We start from the raw sequence: 18415 nt of genomic DNA on the forward strand, positions 1-18415 counted from the left end.
GGCTCCCGCCGGAGGCGCACCAAAAAAACCTGTCCGACAGTCGGACAGGTGCGGGCGACCAGGGAAGGGGGCCCCCTGGCCAGCCAGTCTCCAGAAACCTGTCGGACAGTCGGACAAGCTCTAGAGAACCGGGGCCCGGGACCGCGCTCCGCCCAGGCTGCGGAAACCTGTCGGACAGTCGGACAGATTTTGAAGGACCAGGCCCCGGAACCTTGCTCCACCCGAGCTGCGGAAACCGGTCGGACAGTCGGACAAGTTGTAGAGAACCGAGGCCCGGGACCTCGCTCCGCTCAAGCCGCGGAAACCTGTCGGACAGTCGGACAGGTTCTGGAGAACTTGGGCCGGAGGCCTCGTTCAGCTCGAACTGAGGAAACCTGTCGGACAGTCGGACCGGTTTTGAGGAACCGGGGGCTGGGTCCGCGCTCCGCCCCGGTCGCGGAAACCTGTCGGACAGTCGGACCGGTTTTGAAGAACCGGGGGCTGGGTCCGCGCTCCGCCCCGGTCGTGGAAACCTGTCGGACAGTCGGACCGGTTTTGAAGAACCGGGGGCTGGGTCCGCGCTCCGCCCAGGTCGCGGAAGCCTGTCGGACTGTCGGACTGGTTCTGGAGAACTTGGGCCGGGCGGGCATGCCTCGGCCCTCGTAGGTGCGGTTCAGTGATGTTTGGTGTGGTCGTTCGGCGGCGGCCTTGCGCCAACTTCTGGAGGGACGCGGATGGAACTGGGACTCGCCAACAAGGTCGCGCTCGTCGCTGGTAGCTCCAGCGGGCTGGGGCTCGCTGTCGCGGAGGAACTGGCGAAGGAGGGCGCGCATGTCGCCATCGGTGCCCGGGATACGGACCGGCTGGCCCAGGCGGAGGCCCGGCTCAAGTCCGTGGCCCGGGGCGGCCGGGTGCTGGCGACTCGCGTGGATGTGAAGGACGACGCGGACGTGCGCCGCTGGGTGGAGGATGTGGTCTCCAAGCTGGGTGCGCTGCACGTCGTCGTCACCAACAGCGGCGGTCCTCCGCCGGGCCCGGCCTCCACCTTTGGCGTGGACGCGTACCGGAGCGCTGCGGATGCGGTGCTGCTGCCTCCCATCTCCCTGGCGCTCGCGGCGCTCCCCCACATGAGGAAGGCTGGTTGGGGACGCCTGCTGTTCATCACCTCGGAGACGGTGCACCGGCCGGTGGCCCGCTTCGCGCTGTCCGGCTTCGCTCGCATGGGCATCGTCGGCTTCTCCGCCGCGCTGGTGCAGGAGCTGGGGGATGCCGGCATCACCGTCAACGTGCTGGCTCCGGGCTACATGCGCACGCCTCCGGTGGAGCGCACCGCTGGCAACGCGGGGGACGTGGAGGCGGGCCTTCGCGCCATGGGGGCGCACATCCCGCTCAAGCGCGTCGGGCTCCCGGAGGAGTTCGCCGCCGCGGCGGTGTTCCTGGCCAGCGAGCGCGCTTCCTTCATCACCGGCACCGTGCAACTCGTGGACGGTGGCGCGAGCGTCATCGGATGAGCGCGACGCCTGCATCTTCTTCCCGCCGTCCCTTCGTCGTGAAGATTGGCGGCGCGGCGGGCGTGGACCTGGAGAACGTCTGCTCGGACATCGTGGAACTCGTCCGCCAGGGCGAGCGTGTCGTCGTCGTCAATGGCGGTTCGGAGGCCGGTGAGCGGCTCCTGGGCTCGCTGGGACTGGAGCGCCCGGAGGCCACCACCGCGAACGGCAACGTCGTGCGCCTCACCTACGCGCCCACGCTGCGCGCGCTCACCATGGCGTGGGTGGGCGAGGTCAACAAGGCCGTGGTGCTGGCGCTGCTCGCGAAGGGCGTCACCGCCCTGGGCTTGTGCGGCGCGGACGGCCGCGTGCTCACCGCGCGCCGCCGGCCTCCCCTCAAGTTGCAGGACGCCGACGGGCGGATGCGCATCGACCGCGAGCACCTGGCGGGTGAGGTCTCCTCGGTGAACTCGGCGCTCCTGGGGACGCTGCTGGATGGCGGCTACGTTCCCGTCGTGTGTCCTCCCGCGGTGACGGAGGACGGCGTGCTCGTGAACGTGGACGCGGACCATGTGGCGTCGTCCATCTCGGTGGCGCTGGGCGCGAAGGCCCTGGTCATCCTCTCCAACGTGCCGGGGCTGCTCGCGGATCCGAAGGACCCGGGTTCGCTGGTGCGCTCCAGCGACGACGTGGAGGGCTGCATGCCGCTGGCCGGCGGACGCATGCGCTACAAGCTGGAGGCCGTGCGCCGCGCGCTGCACGGCGGAGTTCCGACCGCGTATGTGAGCGCGTCGCGCGTGGCCCGGCCGGTGTTCTCCGCGCTGGAGGAGACGGGCGGTACGAAGTTCACCCTTCGCGATGGAGGCACGGCGGATGCGGGCGCGTGAGCCAGGCGTCGACTTGTTGCGGTGGATGGTGGAGCAGTACAGCCCCAGCCACCAGGAGGCCTCCTTCGCCGGAGCGCTGGTGGAGCGGCTGGGCGCTCGCGGCTGGCGGGCCCACACCGACGCCGTGGGCAACGCCGTTGCCCGTTACGGAGACGGAGACACCGTCATCGCGTTCCTGGGCCACATCGACACCGTGCCCGGGGAGGTGCCCGTGCGTCTGGAGGGCCAGAAGCTCTACGGCCGGGGCGCGGTGGACGCCAAGGGCCCGCTGTGCGCGTTCATCGAAGCCGTGGAGTTGCTGGACGACGCGGAGCGCGCCGGCAAGCAGTTCCTGCTCCTGGGCTGCGTGGAGGAGGAGGTCGCCATCACTCGAGGCGCCCTGCACGTGCGCGACCAGTACGCCCCGGACTTCGTCATCAACGGCGAGCCCAGCGGCGCGCACGCGGTGACCATCGGCTACAAGGGCCTCTTGCGCCTGGACCTGGAGCACCGCGCCAGCCGCCGCCACACCGCGAGCCGCGACTACCGCGCCGCCGCTGAACATGTCATCGACGCGTGGAACGCGCTCAAGCGCCTGTGTGACGACTGGAACCGCGAACGTCCGTCCCTCTTCGAGCAGAACCTGCCCTCCCTCAACGCCTTCCACACCGGCGCCACGGAGACGGAGGAGTGGGCCACGGCCGCCGTGAGCATCCGCACCGGCCCGTCCACGGACACCGACGCCCTGCTCGCGGCGCTGGCCACCGTGCCCTCCGTGACGGTGCGCACCGTGGCCCGGAAGAACGCCGTGTCCACCAACGGCAACGACGCGCTCTCCCGCGTCTTCAAGCAGGCCATCCGCGAGCGCGGCGTGAAGCCCACGCTGCGCCTGAAGACAGGCACGTCCGACTGGAACACCGTGGCCTCCACGTGGGCCGTGCCCACCGTGGCGTACGGCCCCGGCGACGCCGCGCTGGACCACACGCCGAACGAACACATCGACCTGCCGGAGTACGAAGAGGGCGTCGCGGTGCTCGCGCGCGTGCTGGCGCTCCTGCCGGCGAAGGGGACCGCGGGAGGCTGAACGCTCAGGTGCCCAGCGCGGCCAGGCCCCTCGAGCGCAGGGTCCGCATCCCCACCACGATGCCGAAGAAGAGCAGGGCGCAGCCCGCGGTGATGGGCCGCACGCCCACGCGGTCCGACAACGCGCCCTGGCCCCAGACGCCCAGGATGTAGCCCGCGTTCACCAGGAGCAGGAACAGGCTGCTCACGCGCGCCTGCAGCTCCGGCGGCGTGCGCGCCTGGCACACCGTCTTCAGGCCCGTGAAGGCGACCAGGTACACGGCGCCCAGGATGAACAGTGTCACCAGGGCCACCGGCAGCGTGGGGGACAGCCAGTACGCGGCGGAGCACAGCCCCACGAGCAGCAGCGCCGCCTCCAGGAAGGCCCGCCGCCCCATCCTCGCGGCCAGGGCGCCGGAGCCGAACGCCGCGATGACGGCCCCCGTCCCCTGCGCCGTGAGCAGCATGGACGTGGTGGTCGCGTCCCCACCCAGCACCTTCAGCGCGAACACCGGCACCAGGCCCACGAAGGGGGAGATGAGCAACCCCACCAGCGCCCCGGAGCCCAACGCGAGCGCGATGCCCGGATCCGTCCACGCCAGCCGCACGCCTCGCATGATGCCGGCCCACAGCGCTTCCACCTTGGGCGGCAGGGTGCTCGCCGCGCCGCGCATCGCCGCGAGCGCCAGCAGCACGGCGAGGAAGGACAGCGTGTTGACGAACAGCGCCCCGGCGATGCCCACCTTCGTCAGCACGAGCGCGGCCAGCACGGGCCCGATGATGCGGCCCAGGTTGAACTGCGCCGAGTCCAGGCTGAGCGCGTTGTGCAGGTCCTCCGGGGGCACCACGGCCACGGTGAGCGCCGTGGCGCAGGGGATGACCAGCGTGCTGAACGCGCCGTTGAGCAGCGAGAGGACCGCCACCCACGGCACCGACAGGTTGTCCGTGCCGGCCAGCACCGTGAGCAACGCGGCCAGCAGCGCCTGCACGCAGATGCACACGGCCATGAAGGTGCGCCGGTCGAAGCGGTCCGCGAGCGCACCTCCCAGCGGCGCGAGCACCAACGAGGGCAGGTGCGTCAGCGCGGCGACCCCGCCCGTCCATGCGGCCTGACCCGTCACCTCCGTGACGTAGACCCCCAGGGCCACGGACTCCATCCACGTGCCGATGTTCGACACGAGCGTGCCCAGCCAGAGAAGGGTGAAGTCGCGATGAGTCAGGGCCCGGGCGGAGCCCGAACGTGAGAACAAGGAGGTGGCCACGGAGATACTCTTTCTACAGCGCGTCCCTGACGCATGCTCGGTGGGCGCACGCCTACACGGTGGTTGACTCCCTGGCTGCCTTGGGAGACGGGGAAACCCATGACGCGGCACAAGGTTCTCGTGGTTCCCCGGGAGATTGCCGGCGACCGGCTCGACCGGTTCCTGACGAAGCACGTCCCGGGCCTCACGCCGGAGCGGGCCCGGGCGATGCTGGACGCGGGACGCGTGCGCATCCGGGGCAAGAAGGCGCAGGCCACGCGCAAGCTGTGGGGCGGCGAGGAGCTCACCCTGGAGGTGCCAGAGCCGCGGCCGTCGCCGCATGCATCACCGGAGGGCCCGGAGCTGCCGGTGCTGTACGACGACGCGGCGCTCGTCATCGTGGCGAAGCCGCCGGGGCTGGTGGTGGAGCCGGAGGGGCGGGCGGCGTCCGTGGTGGGGCTGCTCGCGGCGCGGTGCCCGCCGTTCGACGTGGAGGGCGTGGCCCAGCCGGGCGTGGTGCACCGGTTGGACCGGGAGACGAGCGGATGTCTGGCATTGGCCCGGACGGATGACGCGGTGGCGGCGCTGCTGAAGGCGTTCCAGGAGAAGCGCGTGGACAAGCGCTACCAGACGCTGGTGCTGGGCCGTCCGCCGGACACGGGGCACCTGGAAGGACCGTACGCGAGGGACCCGAAGGATCCGCGCCGCTTCACGACCCGCGTCCCCTCCGCGAGGCGGGCGGCGCTGACGTTCACGGTGCGCGAGCGGTTCCGCGAGGGGGCGCTGCTGGACATCGACCTGGACACGGGGCGCACGCATCAGATCCGCGTGCAGCTGTCGGAGGCCGGATTTCCGGTGCTGGGGGATTCGCTCTACGGCACGGAGGAGGCGCGCAAGCACCCGGCGGCGCTCGCGGTGGGACGCCAGGCCCTGCACGCGTGGCGGCTGGAGGTGCCGTCCTCCGCGACGGGCCAGGTCGTCCAGGTGGAGTCGCCGCCGCCGGAGGACTTCCTGCGGGGGCTCACGGTGCTGCGCGGATGAGCATGGTAGTTTTTTGGGAACCGGGGAGCCTGACGGGACGTCAGGTTCCGCGTCCGGCCGCCGCTCCGTGAGCGGTGCCGCGCGCCTAGAGGGGAACATGCAATCGCTGATGAAGGGTTGGGGCAGTGTGTCGCTGGTGGCGGCGTTGTGGCTCGTGGGGTGTGGCTCCTCCACGAGTCCGTCGGCTCCCGGGGTGGACGCCGGCACGACGGTGGACGCCGGGACGGACGCGGGCGTCACGGATGACGCGGGCACGCCGGACAGCGGCGTGGTGCCGGAAGGCGCCCCCTGCGAGAAGACCCAGGGCGTGTGCGCGGGAGCGAAGCGGGCTTGGGTGGACGGGGCCTACGAGCCCGTGTGCACGGCGCGCTCCTATGGCGCGGACTACGAGGCGTCGGAGATGCGCTGCGACGGCCTGGACAACGACTGCGACGGCGTGACGGATCCGACGACGTGGGCGGATGCCGCGCCGATGCAGTGGGCTCCGGATGAAAGATGGGCGGACAGCCTGCCCGTGACAGGGGGCTACCTGTTCGTCTCCTCCAACGGCCTGTCGGCCATCGAGTTGCTCCGGCTCGACGCAACCCTGACCCTGAAGGGCACGACGGCCCTGGCGCTGTCGCCCGCGCCCATTCGCGTGACGAGGGCCCAGTTGGTGCGCACCGCGCGCGGGCCGGCGCTCTTCTCCATCGTCGTGTACTCAGAGCCGAGCTACTTCGTCCGGGGAAGCCTCACGCAGCTCGATGAGCTGGGCACTCCCCTCGGCGAGGGCGCCGTCCTCTTCGAAGGGCCCTACACCTGGGCGAATGGACACGTGGCCCCCTCGCTGGATGGGGAACGGCTCGCGGTGACCTGGACCTGGGAGCTCGCCGGTGCCCGCGAGGTGCAGGGCATGACGGTGGACCCCGCCGGCCAGGTCCTGGCGACTCCCCGCGTGCTGCACCGGTCGGACTCGCTGGATATCTCCGCGGCGGAGGTGCTGGGCCTGGGGGATGGCGGGTTCCTGGTGAAGGCGAACGAGAACAAGGCGGGCTCGTTCGATGACACGCGCGTCTGGCTGCAGCGTTACGACCGCGAGCTCCTCCCCGTGGGGGACGAGCGCATCCTCACCGTGAAGTACGCGGCCCTTCCCAGGCTGATGCTCACGGCTCCCCTGGAAGAGGGCGGCGCGGGCGAGCCGACGTTGCTCTACCGGGATCCGCATGGACTCACTCCCCAGTTCCTGCAGGTGCGGTCCCTCTTCGACCAGGGCACGGCGGAGAGCCTGACCGCCACGAAGCAGAGTCAGACGTCCCTGTTCGGCGCGACGATGACCTCCAGGGGACTCCAACTGGCGTGGCTCTCCATGCTCTTCGTTCCCAACCCCGGCGGGGATGCCGCCTTCGGTGTCGAAGGACGGCTCTGGGGACGGAGCGCGACCGGCGTCGTGACGGATTGGACTCCGGGCACTGCGTCCATGCCCATGAACGCCACCGCGTCATGGGTGCTGCTGCATGAGCTGGCGGGACATCAGTTGGGGGCGCTCATGATGACCGCCACGGATCAGCCCAGGACGTACACCCTGCGGTCGCTGCGTTACTGCGCGCCTTGATTCGGGGGGAACCATGCATTCACGGATGAAGTCGTGGGGCTGTGGGTCGTTGTTGGTGTTGGCCGCGCTGCTCGCGGGCTGTGGCTCCTCCTCGACGCCACCGGATGCCGGCACCCAGGTGGATGCCGGCGTCACGGTCGATGCGGGCGTCACGGACGACGCGGGGACTCCGGACAGCGGCGTGGCGGAGGCGCTGCCGTGCGAGCGGACCCAGGGCGTGTGCGCGGGGGCCCGGCGCGCCCTGGTGGACGGCGTCCATGAGTCCGTGTGCACCGCGCGCTCCTATGGCGCGGACTACGAGGCGACGGAGACGCGCTGCGACGGTCTGGACAACGACTGTGACGGCGTGACGGATCCGGCGACGTGGACGGAGGTCGCCCCGATGAAGTGGGCGCCCTACGAGAGGTCGGTGGACAGCCTGCCCGTGGCGGGAGGATTCCTGATGGTCTACGTCGACAGCCCGGGGGGGATCGAAGTGCTCCGGTTCGACGAATCCCTGAACCTTCAGGGCACGTCGAGGATCCCTCTGGATCCAGGCATCTCCCACGTGACGGAGGCGCAACTGGTGCGGACCGCTCTCGGTCCTGCCCTCTACTACACCGCGCTGCATTTCCAGACGGGAACCCCCGCCGAGGGACGCCTCATGCAACTGGATGAGCAGGGGGCTCCCGTGGGCCCTCCCGAAGGCGTGGTGCTCTTCGAGCAGGCCAAGACCCAGCCGTCCGTGCGCGTGGCCGCGTCCGTGGACGGCCAGCGGATCTCCGTGGTCTGGGTCTCGGACATCTACGGTGTCCGCGAAGTGCAGGGCATGCTCGTGGATCCCGCCGGACAGGTCCTGGTCCCACCCCGGGTGGTGTTCCAGTCGGACTCGCCCGAGCTCTATTCGCCGCGGGTGCTGGCCATGGGGGACGGGAACTTCCTGGTGGCGGCGCCCGAGGGGTTGGGCACGTTCGATGACAACCACATCCGGTTGCGGCGTCATGACCCCAAGCTGGGACTCGTGGGCGACGAGCGCCGCCTCTCCGTGGCGTATGGGGCCATTCCCAAGCTGCTGATGATGCCCGCGAAGGAGGGCGGCGAGGAGCCGGTGATGCTCTACCGCGAAAAGGACGGGCACACTCCCAGGCTCCATGAGGTGCGGCACCTCTTCGCGGGGGGCACGCCCGTGACGCTGACGTCCGCGGCGTGGAGCCAGTCCAGCGTGCTCGGCGCCACGATGACTTCACGGGGGCTCCAGCTGGCCTGGATCTCCATGGGCCATGTGCCCGTTCCGGGCCAGGAGTCGGGCTTCATCTACGACGGGCAGCTCTGGGGCATGAGCCCTTCGGGCGTCGTGACGGATTGGACTCCCGGACCCGCGCCCATGCCTCTTCACCGGAACGGGGAATGGGTGCTGATGCATGAGCTCCCGGACCGCTGGATGGGCGCGCTCATGATGACCGCCACTGACACCCCCGAGTCCTACACCCTCCACTCGCTTCGTTACTGCGCCCCTTGAACCGAGAGACCATGCATTCACGGATGATGTCGTTGGTGATGGCCCTGCTGCTCGCGGGCTGTGATTCGTCCACGAAACCACCGGAGCCCGTGCCGGACGCCGGCACCCAGGTGGATGCCGGCGTCACGGACGACGCGGGCACGCCGGACAGTGGCGTGGCGGAGGCCCTGCCCTGCGAAAAGACGCAGGGCGTGTGCGCGGGGGCGAAGCGGGCGATGGTGGACGGCGCCTATGAGCCCGTGTGCACCGCACGCTCCTATGGCGTGAAGTACGAAGAGACAGAGCTGAGCTGCGACGGTCTGGACAACGACTGTGACGGCGTGGCGGATCCGGCCACCTGGGCGGAGGTCGCTCCCCTGGGGACGCCCCCGACCGGAGGCCTCGTGGACAGCCTGTCCGTGGCAGGGGGCTTCCTCGTGGCGTCCGTAGCGGGACAGGACACGGTCCAGGTTCGTCGTCTCGATGAATCCCTGGCGCCGCAGGCCACGACGCAGGTGCCCGTGGCGCCCGGCGTTGATCCGGTCACGTCGGTCCGCCTGATTCGGACCTCGCGCGGACCGGCGCTTGTCTATGTGGGCCAGTACCTGAGCCCGTCCGCCGTCTCCCAAGGACGCCTCGTTCAGCTCGACGAGCAGGGCAACCCCGGTGGCCCTCCGGGAGGCGTCGTCATTTTCGAGTACCCCCAGTTCCCGGTCCACGCGGGGGTGGCCGTGTCCCTGGACGGGCAGCGGCTCGCGGTGCTGTGGAACGTGGTGACGGAGGATTACAGGGAGACGCAGGGGCTGGTCGTGGATGCGGACGGAAAGCGGTTGAGCGGACCCTGGATCCTCTTCAGGACGCAGGAGCAGGTCCTTCTCTCCACTCCGGCCGTGCTGGCGCTCGGGGATGGAGGGTTCCTGGGGATGGTGGTGGAGGACCACGGTCCGCAAAGTCCGTCACGCATCCAGCTCTTTCATTACAACCAGGAGCTGTCGGTCATGAGCGAGCAGCGAGCGCTCGTCGTGGGGAATTCGCCCACGGCCCACTTGCTGAGCGCGTCTCCCGGCGCGGACGGCACACCCGGTGAGCCCCTGCTGCTCTACCGTGAGACGGCGGTCCGTCCTTCACAGCTCAAGCAGGTCCGGTCCCTCTTCACCGGCGGCGTTCCGCAAACGCTCGCCAACGCGACCGAGGGTGAGACGCCGTGGTTCGGTGCCACCATGACTTCACGCGGGCTCCAGATGGCCTGGCTCGCCGTGCACTCCGTGTCGCCCGGGAAGACGGACGATTCTTTCTTCAACTATGAAGGCCGGTTCTGGGCCCTGGGGCCGAACGGCATCGCGACGGACTGGAGCCCGGGACCTGGCCCCATGCCCCTGCACCGCCACTCGCAATGGGTGCTGATGCATGAGCTTCCCGGACACTGGATGGGGGCGCTCCTGATGACCGCCACCAACACGCCGACAGCAACCCATACCCTCCAGTCCGTGCGTTACTGCGCGCCCTGACCCTGGCGGTGTGGGGCGCGGAAGCGCGCTGAGGACGGCTACCGGCCGGTGTCGTCCTCGGCGTCAGGCTCGGGCGGTTCCAGACGGGCCTGCCGCTCACTGGCCTCCCAGGAGGCCTCTGCGTCACCGGCGTGCACGCGGGCGGCGGCAGCGTCATCCTGGTCGCCGGTCCACGTCGTGTGGCCTCCCGCGAAGCCCTCCAGCGGGCGAGCGCCGCGACGCGACTCCACCTCCAGGTCCTTCTGCTCCTGTTCGCGCAGCCGCTCGCGCTCCTGCTCCCGCTCGTGCTCATGCTGCTGTTCAAGAATCCTGTCCGCCATGTCGCATCACCTCCTGCCCCAAGGTGGGGTGCGCCCGCGCGGGGCGGCAGGGGGAGGCGGGCGTTCATGCACGGCCGCATGCCTGGCGTGCGGTCGGCTACGCTCCAGCGGCCCATGTCGCCGGGGCATCACGAGGAGCGCGGTGCATGACCCCGGGAGTCTCCATCGTCGCTGATGACACCCGGAGCTGGGGACTGGAGACCCCTGGCCCCGGCCTGCTGCTGCATGTCCCCGCCGCGGGTCGCTGGGCGCGGAGGCCCGCCATGCACCTGGATGCGGCGCCCGGCTACCGCATCCGGCTGCGCGGCGTGGCACAGACGCTGCTCTGGGCCCGCATCGATTCCTACTGGGACCGCGCTGTCTTCCTCCGGGGAACGGCCCTGTTCCCCCAGGTCCTGCCGCCCCTGTCCGCGCCCGAGGTCCGGGCCGTGGAGGCCGCGTCCGGCACCGAGGCGTGGTGGGAGGCGTGGGACTGGCGGATGGCGCGTGCGCTCGTGGAGGCCCCACTGCCGGTGCTCCACTCCGGGGCCTGGTGTCTGCGCCCCGTGCGCACCATCGCCTCGGAGAAGGCGGAGCGGCATCCGGTCTCCCCCATGGAATGGGGCTTCGGTCAGCCGCCCATGCCGCCGCACTCGCTGTCCGCCGTGACGTCGTTCCTCACCGCCTGGAAGGAGGACTGGTGGGAAGCGCGGGCCGAACATGCGCCGGGGGCGGTGCTCGGACTGCGCGTGCCCTCTTCACCCGAGGATGGGCGCGTGAAGAGCTGGCGCAAGCGCGCACGGGACGGGACGTTGCCGCCCGTGTTGCTGCTCTACGTGGACATCCTGGCGAAGTGGCTGGTGCTGGATGGCCATGACCGGCTGCACGCGGCGTTGCTCGAAGGCGTGGAGCCTCCGCTCTTGGGGTTGTGGCCCGTCGTCACCCCGCGGCGGCCCGCGAGCACCGTCCGCGAGGAGGGGGCCCTGTTCAGCGCGGAGTTCCAGTTGCGCGCGGGGGCGACGCCGGAGACCGTCGACCGCGTCAACCGCATGCTGGTGCTCAACTTCACCCCCGCCCCCCGGGGAACCGTCTCGCGCGCCTGGCCCATCCCGGGCGGACGCGAGACCTGGCGTGAGGAGATCATCACCCGGCGTCGCAGGGGCTGGCTCCCGCCCCTGGAGGACAACGCCCTGGACTGGCTCACGTAGACTGCCCGGCATGCTTCGTCAGCACTTCGAACGCCAGACCACCCGCAGGCTGCTGCTCCGCGCCATCCGAGAAGACGACCTGGACGCGGTCTTCGCCCTCCATTCGGATCCGACCACGAACCGGTTCAGCCGCCGGGGCTACATGGAGACGCTGGACGACGCGCGGCGAATCATGGGCCTCTGGCTGGAGGACTGGGCGCGCGAGGGCGTGGGGTACTGGCTGGTGGAGCGGCTCGAAGCGCCCGGCGTCGTCGTGGGCCTGAGCGGCCTGCGCCACAAGGAGATCGAGGGCCAGCGCGTGCTCAACCTCGCCTACCGCTTCACGCCCGAGACCTGGGGCTCCGGGTACGCCACGGAGGTGTCCCGCGTCGCGCTGGAGCTGGCCGCCCGGCACCTGCCGCATGTTCCCCTGGTGGCCATCATCCACCCGGAGAACGCCGCGTCCATCCGCGTGGCGGAGCGGCTCGGGATGCGCCTGGACCGGCACATCACCGAGGACGGCATCCAGAACCGCGTGTATGTGATGGGCTGAAGCCCGCGTCAGCGCGGGTCGAGTGAGGCACAGACGCGCACGCCGATGCGGACGTCCCGCGCGGTCGCGTCACCGGGAGACAGGTCGGCGCTCGCCGCGACGAACGAGTCGTAATACCAGGAGCCTCCGCGGAGCACGACGCTGCCGAACTCCGGTGTCACGGAGCGCGTGAGCTCGTAGGCGTTGCCCGCCATGTCCCGCAGGCCGAACGGGCTCACCGACGCGGGATGCGTCCCCACCGCGTCCGGGCCAAACGCCAACGGCCTCCGGTCATACGTCGCGTCGATGTTGGCGTCGTCGGGCTGGAGCTGGTCGCCGTGCGGATAGCGGCGGCCGTCCGCGCCCCGGGCCGCGTACTCCCATTCATGCTGGCCGCACAGGCGCGCTCCCGGCAGCCGCTTCGTCCGGTGGAGCCAGTAGAAGTAGCCCTCCAGGTCCTGCGCGGAGACGCCGGACAGCGGCAGCCGCTTCCAGTCGACGCTCGCGTGCCGCGTTCGCTCCGCGTAGAGCAGCGGCTCGCCTTCCTTCGCGGTGCGGAACTCCTCGCGGGTGCGGTGGAAGGTGAAGACCCAGCCCGTGCCCTGCCGCCACCGCAGCGTGATGGTGCCGCCGTCGCCGAAGTGCGGCTGTTCGAGGATTTTCCTCGCGGGCGCGTCCGGTGGCAGGTCTTCCAGGTAGGTCAGCCAGTCACCGAACGTCACCTCGTCGCGGCCCACCAGATAGCCACCGGTGAGGCAGTAGCGATGCATGGGCGGGCTGAAGGTGAAGCGGCGCACCACCTCCGGCTCGGCGCTGCCCAGGAGGAAGCAGCCCGGCGGGATGTAGACGTAGCCTTCGGGCACCTGCGTGGGGAGCGTGAGGCGCAGCGCTTCACGGGCGCCGTGCGTGAGGAACACCGGGACGTCCAGGGGCACCCGTCCCGGCTGCGTGACGTGGAGCAGGTAGGAGCCTTCCGGGAGGACGAAGCGCGAGCCGCCGGCGGCCTGCACGGCTTCGCGGCGGAACGGCCCGTCGCTCCGCACAACGCGCGTGATGGACACGCGGGCCCCCGGCGGCGTGCTCTCGAACACCAGCTCTGCGGGCTCGCGGAACCGCCGCAGGGAGGCCTCGCCTTCCTTCGCTGAGTCCACCTCCTGCTCCAGGCGCTGGAGCCACGCGTCGCGCTCGTGGCGCTGGTGGAATGCTTCCGCCAGGAGGACGCGCTCGGCCAGGACCTGCGCGATGAGCCGGCGCGTGTCCGGATGGTGGCGGTCGCGATCCAGGCCTCGCTCAAGGCTCCGGCTGGCGCGGGTGAAGGCAGCCTCCGCCTGGTCGCGCAGGGCGAGCGTCTCCGTCCAGCGCTTCTCCGCGGCGCTGCGCAGGCCCGTGGCATCCGTCGCGGTCTCCGGGCCCAGCGAGGAGGGGGGCCGGCCGTCGAACATCGCCAGCGACTCCTCCCGGCTCGCGAGCGCCCTCGCGGCGAGGGTGCGGCCCGAGGACAGCGCTTCCTTCGCCGTGCCCAGCTCCGCGGCGATGAAGCGCGAGTCCTCCAGGTACGCCTGGAGCCGGAGGCCGCCATACGACGCGAGGACCGCGAGCGCGAGCACGAGCGCGGTGAGCCCCCGTCCCCTGCGCGCGCGGCGCACGGCCCGGTGGGACGCCCGGAGGAAGGCCTGCTCCCGGGTGCCCAGGGTGGCGGGCTCCAGCACCCGCACTTCATCCAACTGGCGCTGACCCCAGAGGGCCTCGCTGGCGCGGCGCAGGCGGTCCCACTCCGCGCTGGCCGCCTCCACGCGCTTGCGCAGCACGCGGTGCCCGATGTCGTCGTCCAGCCAGTCGCGCAGCGTGCCCCAGCTCGCGATGAGCGACTCGTGGGCGATCTCCCAGCGAGGCAGACCGCTCACCGTGCGCGTGTGCAGCAGCCGGCCTTCCACGAGCACCCGCAGCGCCGCGCGGGAGACCTCATCCGAGGCGTCCGCGAGGTCCTCCGCCCCACGCTCGATGCGCGTGCCCTCCGCCGTCACCAGTTGAAGCAACAGCCGCCGCGCCGCCGCGTGCTCCGCGGGGCTCATGCGCGCGAGCACTCCGTCCGCATGCCGGGACAGCGCACCGGCCACGCCGCCCATCGCCTCCAGCGCCGAGCGCGTGATGCGGCCCCGGGCGGCGTCGCGGCGCTCCCACAGCTCCGCGAGCGCGAACTGGAGCAGCGGGAGGCTGCCCACGCCATGCGCCGTGGAGTCGACGAGCGTCCGCACCAGCTCCGGCGACTCGAAGGCCACGCCCCGCGCACGGGCCGGGCCGATGATGGCCTCACGCACGCCCTCGGGCGACAGGGGACGGAGGATGTAGAGCGCCCGCTCCGCCTCTTCCCCCAGGCCCGGGAGCGCGCACAGGCGCGTGAGGAAGTCGCCTCGCACCGCCAGCAGCACGTGCACGCCCGGTGACGGCAGGGCCAGCTCTCCCAGGAGGCGGGCGAAGTGCGCGGCCTGTCCAGGGTCGGAGAGGGTGAGCAGCTCCTCCAACTGGTCGACGAAGAGCAGCAGCCCCCGCCCGCGTCCATGCGTCTCGCGCAGCGCCTGTCCCAGCCAGGCCGGCGTGTCCATGAGGGCGGTGACGAGCTCCGCCTCCCTGCGCCCCAGCACCGGCGCGAGCGCCGCCGCCAGCGCTTCGAGCGGGCGATGGCCGGGCCACAGCGTGACGACGTGCGGCTCGCGTCCATCACCCAGGTCCCCGGCCGCCACCCGGGGCAGCACGCCCGCGCGGCACAGCGAGGACTTGCCCGTTCCGGAGTCGCCAGCGACGAGCACCAGCGGCCGCGTGCGCAGGCGCTCCAGCACGGCGCGGATGTCGCCCTCGCGTCCGAAGAAGAGCGCCCGGTGCTCGGCCGCGAACGGCGCGAGCCCTCGATAGGGATTGCCGGCCGCCAGCGGCGCGGGCGCGATGGAGCGCTCCAGCTTCTCCAGGGACTCGCTCAGCGCCTCCGCCGAATTGAAGCGCTCCAGCGGATCCACCGCGAGACAGCGCTGGATGAGCGCGGCGAAGTCGGGGTCCACCTCCGAGCCGAGCGCGGCGCGGGGCGGGGTGTCCTCGGGCTTGCGCGACGTGCGGCGGGGCACCTGGCCCGTGCACAGCTCATGGAGGATGAGGCCCAGCGCGTACAGGTCGCTGCGGGCGGAGGCCGGGCCTCCGGTGAGCACCTCCGGCGCCAGGTAGGGCAGGGTGCCCACGAGCAGCGGCGAGCCGGACGCCAGCTCCGCGCCCACCTCGAAGCGCTCGGCGAGCCCGAAGTCGAGCAGCTTCACCTCGCCCTCGCGCGTGACGAGCGCGTTGGAGGGCTTCAAGTCGCGGTGCAGGACGCCCTGCCGGTGCGCCGCCGCGAGCCCCCGCGCCAGTCCCACGCCCAGCGACAGCACCCGGCGCCACGGCACCGGCAGGGGCAGCTCCGCGAGCGTCTCGCCGACGACGTACTCGGAGACGATGTACGGGTGGCCGTCCACCGCGCCCACGCTGAACACGCTGACGATGTTCGCGTGTTGCAGCCGCGCGAGCGCCCGGGCCTCCGTGGTGAACAGGTCGCGGAAGCGTTCATCCGGTTGCGCCGCCGCCATGAACTTCACCGCCACGCGCCGGTCCAGCGACGTGTCGTGCGCCAGGTAGACGACGCCCATTCCGCCCCGGCCCAGCGGGCGCTCCAGGCGGAACGCATCGAACGACGGCGGCGGCGTCCAGGGCTCCTGCTCCGGCGGCGGCAGCCGGTCCGTCTCCCTCGCGTCAGGGGGCTCCGGGTCCTCCACGGACGAGCGCTGGATGCCGGGCGTGAGCGTGGCCAGCATGCTCCGGCACTCGTTGCATCCCGCGGCGTGGCGGTGCACCTGCGCCAGCGCCTCATCCGTCAACTGGTCCTCGAGGAGCTGGACCAGGACGTCGTCGGTCAGGCAGCTGGAAGGGGGCGCGCTCACGGAGTGGGGACCTTCACGCTAGCCATGCGGCGCGCGGCGTTCAATGACACACGCGGACACGACCTCCCGCACCGTGCGCGCGATGCGCGTGGGGGGCGGGCCGGGGCGCGGCATGGTATGGCGTTGCCATGTCCCAGGTGTCCGCACTGGCCGCGACCTTCCTCTCGCACACGAAGACGCGCTTCGTGGCCCCCTCGCCGGAAGCGCTCGCGGAACTCGACGCCCTGCTGTCGCGCGCCTGGGAGGACGCACAGGCCCGCTGGCCGGGCATCCCGCTGTCCGCCGAGCGCTTCGTCACCCATGTCGCGGAGCGGCTCCCCCCGGCGAGCCCCACCGCGCCCATCGCGCCGCTCGTCTCCGCCCTGTCCCTGCCGGAGCTGTACCTGGCGTGCGCGTGCCTCATGGGAAACTCCGTCGCGCTGGAGGCCTTCGAACGTCAGTACCTGGCCCGGCTGCCGGAGCGGCTCAGGAGCCTGCGCCAGCCCGACGCGATGATCGACGAGGTCCGCCAGCGCGTGGGCGTGAAGCTCCTGGTGGCCAACGCGGGCCACGCGCCCGCCATCGCGGACTACACGGGGCGTGGGGGCCTGTTGAGCTGGGTGGTCGTCATCGCCAGCCGCATCACCAACAAGCTGCGCGGACAGGAGAAGCCGTCCACGGAGGACGACGCGGAGGAGCTGTTCAAGGCGCTGCCCGCGCAGGGCCTGGACCCGGAGCTGGACGTGATGAAGCGCCGCCACCACGCGGCCTTCCGTCAGGCCGTGCGCGAGGCCGCCGCCACGTTGTCGGCCGAGGACCGCCATCTGCTCCGCCTCCACTTCGCCGACCGGCTCTCCACGTATGAGATGGCGCCGCTCTTCCGCGTCAACCAGTCCACCATCTCCCGCTGGCTGAAGCGGGTGCAGCAGCAGGTCTACACGGAGACCCGCCGCCGCCTGCAGGAACAGCTGGGCCTCTCCACGGAGGACTTCCAGAGCTTCATCGCCTTCGTGGACAGCCAGCTGGACCTGACCTTGAGCCAGTTGCTCGACGAGAAGCGCGAGCCCCCGTCGGAAGGCTGAGCTACTGCACGCGCGCGGGCTCCGCCTTCGGGGGGCCATAGGAGAGGTTGCGCAAGAGCGAGGCCCCGGGCTTCACGTCGCCGCGGCTCACCGTGCACACCTCTCCGTTGTCGCCTGCGTCACCCGTGTCCGCCTGGAAGCGGCCGGGGCACTCCTGGAGGATGACGTCCAGCGCGCGGCCGTCGCGGGTGCGGGAGAGGCAGGTGGCGCCGTCGGGCGCCCAGGCCGCCTCGAAGGACCCCTTCGCCGGGTCCCACTCGCGCGTGACTTCCGTCGCGCGCTCCAGCACGCCCAGCCGGTCGTAGATGTCGATGGTGGTGTCCTGGCGGGTGTGGCTCCGGCCGTTGCCGCAGTAGTCCGCGCGGGCCAGCCGGGTACACGCCTGGTGGAGGCCGGCCAGCGACTTCCCGTCGCGGGTGGCCCAGGGCGCGTAGCCCCAGAGGATGCACTTGGAGATGGCGCCGTTCTCACACGCGAAGGTGACCCGGTCCGCCGATTCGGCGTGGGCGCCGCTCGCGTCCCACGTGCCGCCCACCGCCAGGGCCCGGGGCGCGGGAGAGCGGTCCAGCGCGACGCAGGGGTTCTCCCACTCGCGCGCCACGGGGTTCCAGGCCTCGATGCGGTAGAAGACGCGGGTGGGGTCATCCGCCGCGGGCTCCGCGCCGCAGATGGCCACCTCCACGGGCTTGCCGTCGCTGGCGGTGCCCTGGAGCACGGTGCCCACCACGTCGCTGGCCGTCGCCCCGGTCTCCGGCGCGGGGACCGCCCACAGCCGGCCGTGGTCGAAGCGCAGCGCCTTCACCCCGTCCTCCGCCTGTTTGGGCGCGTCCAGCGCCACGGAGACGAGCACGCTGGTGCGCTCGTCCGTCGGCTTCTCATCCCAGCCGCGCTTGGTGCCCCACAGCATCGTGCCCTGGGGCCGGGCGATGCGCTGGGCCGACTGGGACTGGCACCGGCGCGCGTAGCGCTCGGCGTCGGTCGGGCCGCTCACGGACCGGGTAGGGGCGGGCTTCGGGGCGGCGGCGGGCGGCGCGGCCTGTCCTTGCGACGACAGGAGCAGGAACAGGCATACCGGCAGGGTTCGGAAGGACGCGTTCATCGCTTCCGATGAGACCCCGGGCC

At 71.5% G+C, this 18415-nt stretch carries 14 protein-coding genes; 10 read left to right on the top strand and 4 right to left on the bottom strand.

Translation table 11 applies throughout. From position 1 onward, the window contains the following. Window positions 1–713: 713 nt before the first annotated feature. The 3 genes from ACX114_RS10240 to ACX114_RS10250 are packed head-to-tail and all read left to right on the top strand — an operon-like array spanning window position 714 to window position 3419. Window positions 714–1490, top strand: a complete 777-nt coding sequence (locus tag ACX114_RS10240; protein WP_459297091.1) for an SDR family oxidoreductase — start codon at window positions 714–716, stop codon at window positions 1488–1490. Then, on the top strand, window positions 1487–2356 hold the full coding sequence (locus ACX114_RS10245) for a [LysW]-aminoadipate kinase (RefSeq protein WP_459297093.1): 870 nt from the start codon (window positions 1487–1489) through the stop codon (window positions 2354–2356). The genes ACX114_RS10240 and ACX114_RS10245 overlap by 4 nt, the downstream gene beginning before the upstream one ends. Then, window positions 2343–3419, top strand: a complete 1077-nt coding sequence (locus ACX114_RS10250) for a M20/M25/M40 family metallo-hydrolase (protein ID WP_459297095.1) — start codon at window positions 2343–2345, stop codon at window positions 3417–3419. The genes ACX114_RS10245 and ACX114_RS10250 overlap by 14 nt, the downstream gene beginning before the upstream one ends. A 4-nt stretch (window positions 3420–3423) precedes the next feature. On the opposite strand, the gene ACX114_RS10255 is transcribed toward ACX114_RS10250, so the two are convergent. Then, window positions 3424–4659 (bottom strand): MFS transporter, encoded by a 1236-nt coding sequence (locus tag ACX114_RS10255; protein ID WP_459297097.1) that lies wholly within the window; start codon window positions 4657–4659, stop codon window positions 3424–3426. Between the two features lie 99 nt (window positions 4660–4758). Here ACX114_RS10255 and ACX114_RS10260 point away from each other — a divergent pair, with 99 nt between their 5' ends. The 4 genes from ACX114_RS10260 (at window position 4759) to ACX114_RS10275 (ending at window position 10255) form a co-directional block, all read left to right on the top strand. Then, a complete protein-coding gene (locus tag ACX114_RS10260) occupies window positions 4759–5679 on the top strand; it encodes an RluA family pseudouridine synthase (protein ID WP_459297099.1) in 921 nt (306 codons plus the stop codon). A gap of 97 nt (window positions 5680–5776) precedes the next feature. Further along, window positions 5777–7270 carry a putative metal-binding motif-containing protein gene (locus tag ACX114_RS10265; RefSeq protein ID WP_459297101.1) on the top strand — a complete coding sequence of 498 codons (1494 nt, stop codon included), beginning with the start codon at window positions 5777–5779 and terminating at the stop codon, window positions 7268–7270. 13 nt (window positions 7271–7283) lie between these two features. Further along, window positions 7284–8768, top strand: a complete 1485-nt coding sequence (locus tag ACX114_RS10270) for a putative metal-binding motif-containing protein (protein ID WP_459297103.1) — start codon at window positions 7284–7286, stop codon at window positions 8766–8768. Between the two features lie 11 nt (window positions 8769–8779). After that, window positions 8780–10255, top strand: a complete 1476-nt coding sequence (locus tag ACX114_RS10275; RefSeq protein ID WP_459297105.1) for a hypothetical protein — start codon at window positions 8780–8782, stop codon at window positions 10253–10255. A 38-nt stretch (window positions 10256–10293) separates the two neighbouring features. Here the strand turns inward: ACX114_RS10275 and ACX114_RS10280 are convergent, their stop codons facing one another. Then, window positions 10294–10575, bottom strand: a complete 282-nt coding sequence (locus ACX114_RS10280; protein ID WP_459297107.1) for a hypothetical protein — start codon at window positions 10573–10575, stop codon at window positions 10294–10296. Window positions 10576–10721: 146 nt separating this feature from the next. Here ACX114_RS10280 and ACX114_RS10285 point away from each other — a divergent pair, with 146 nt between their 5' ends. Both ACX114_RS10285 and ACX114_RS10290 read left to right on the top strand, forming a co-directional pair. Further along, entirely contained in the window at window positions 10722–11762 is a 1041-nt protein-coding gene (locus ACX114_RS10285; RefSeq protein ID WP_459297109.1) for a hypothetical protein, read from the top strand. Window positions 11763–11772: 10 nt separating this feature from the next. After that, complete coding sequence (locus ACX114_RS10290) at window positions 11773–12294, top strand: GNAT family N-acetyltransferase (protein ID WP_459297111.1); 522 nt, start codon at window positions 11773–11775, stop codon at window positions 12292–12294. An 8-nt stretch (window positions 12295–12302) separates the two neighbouring features. Here ACX114_RS10290 and ACX114_RS10295 read toward each other — a convergent pair whose 3' ends face one another. Next, entirely contained in the window at window positions 12303–16232 is a 3930-nt protein-coding gene (locus ACX114_RS10295; protein WP_459297113.1) for an nSTAND1 domain-containing NTPase, read from the bottom strand. Between the two features lie 128 nt (window positions 16233–16360). Here ACX114_RS10295 and ACX114_RS10300 point away from each other — a divergent pair, with 128 nt between their 5' ends. Continuing rightward, on the top strand, window positions 16361–17293 hold the full coding sequence (locus ACX114_RS10300) for a sigma-70 family RNA polymerase sigma factor (RefSeq protein ID WP_459297115.1): 933 nt from the start codon (window positions 16361–16363) through the stop codon (window positions 17291–17293). Window position 17294: 1 nt separating this feature from the next. On the opposite strand, the gene ACX114_RS10305 is transcribed toward ACX114_RS10300, so the two are convergent. Beyond that, entirely contained in the window at window positions 17295–18392 is a 1098-nt protein-coding gene (locus tag ACX114_RS10305) for an ADYC domain-containing protein (RefSeq protein ID WP_459297117.1), read from the bottom strand. Window positions 18393–18415 lie beyond the last annotated feature (23 nt).

Source organism: Corallococcus sp. M7 (assembly GCF_054512695.1).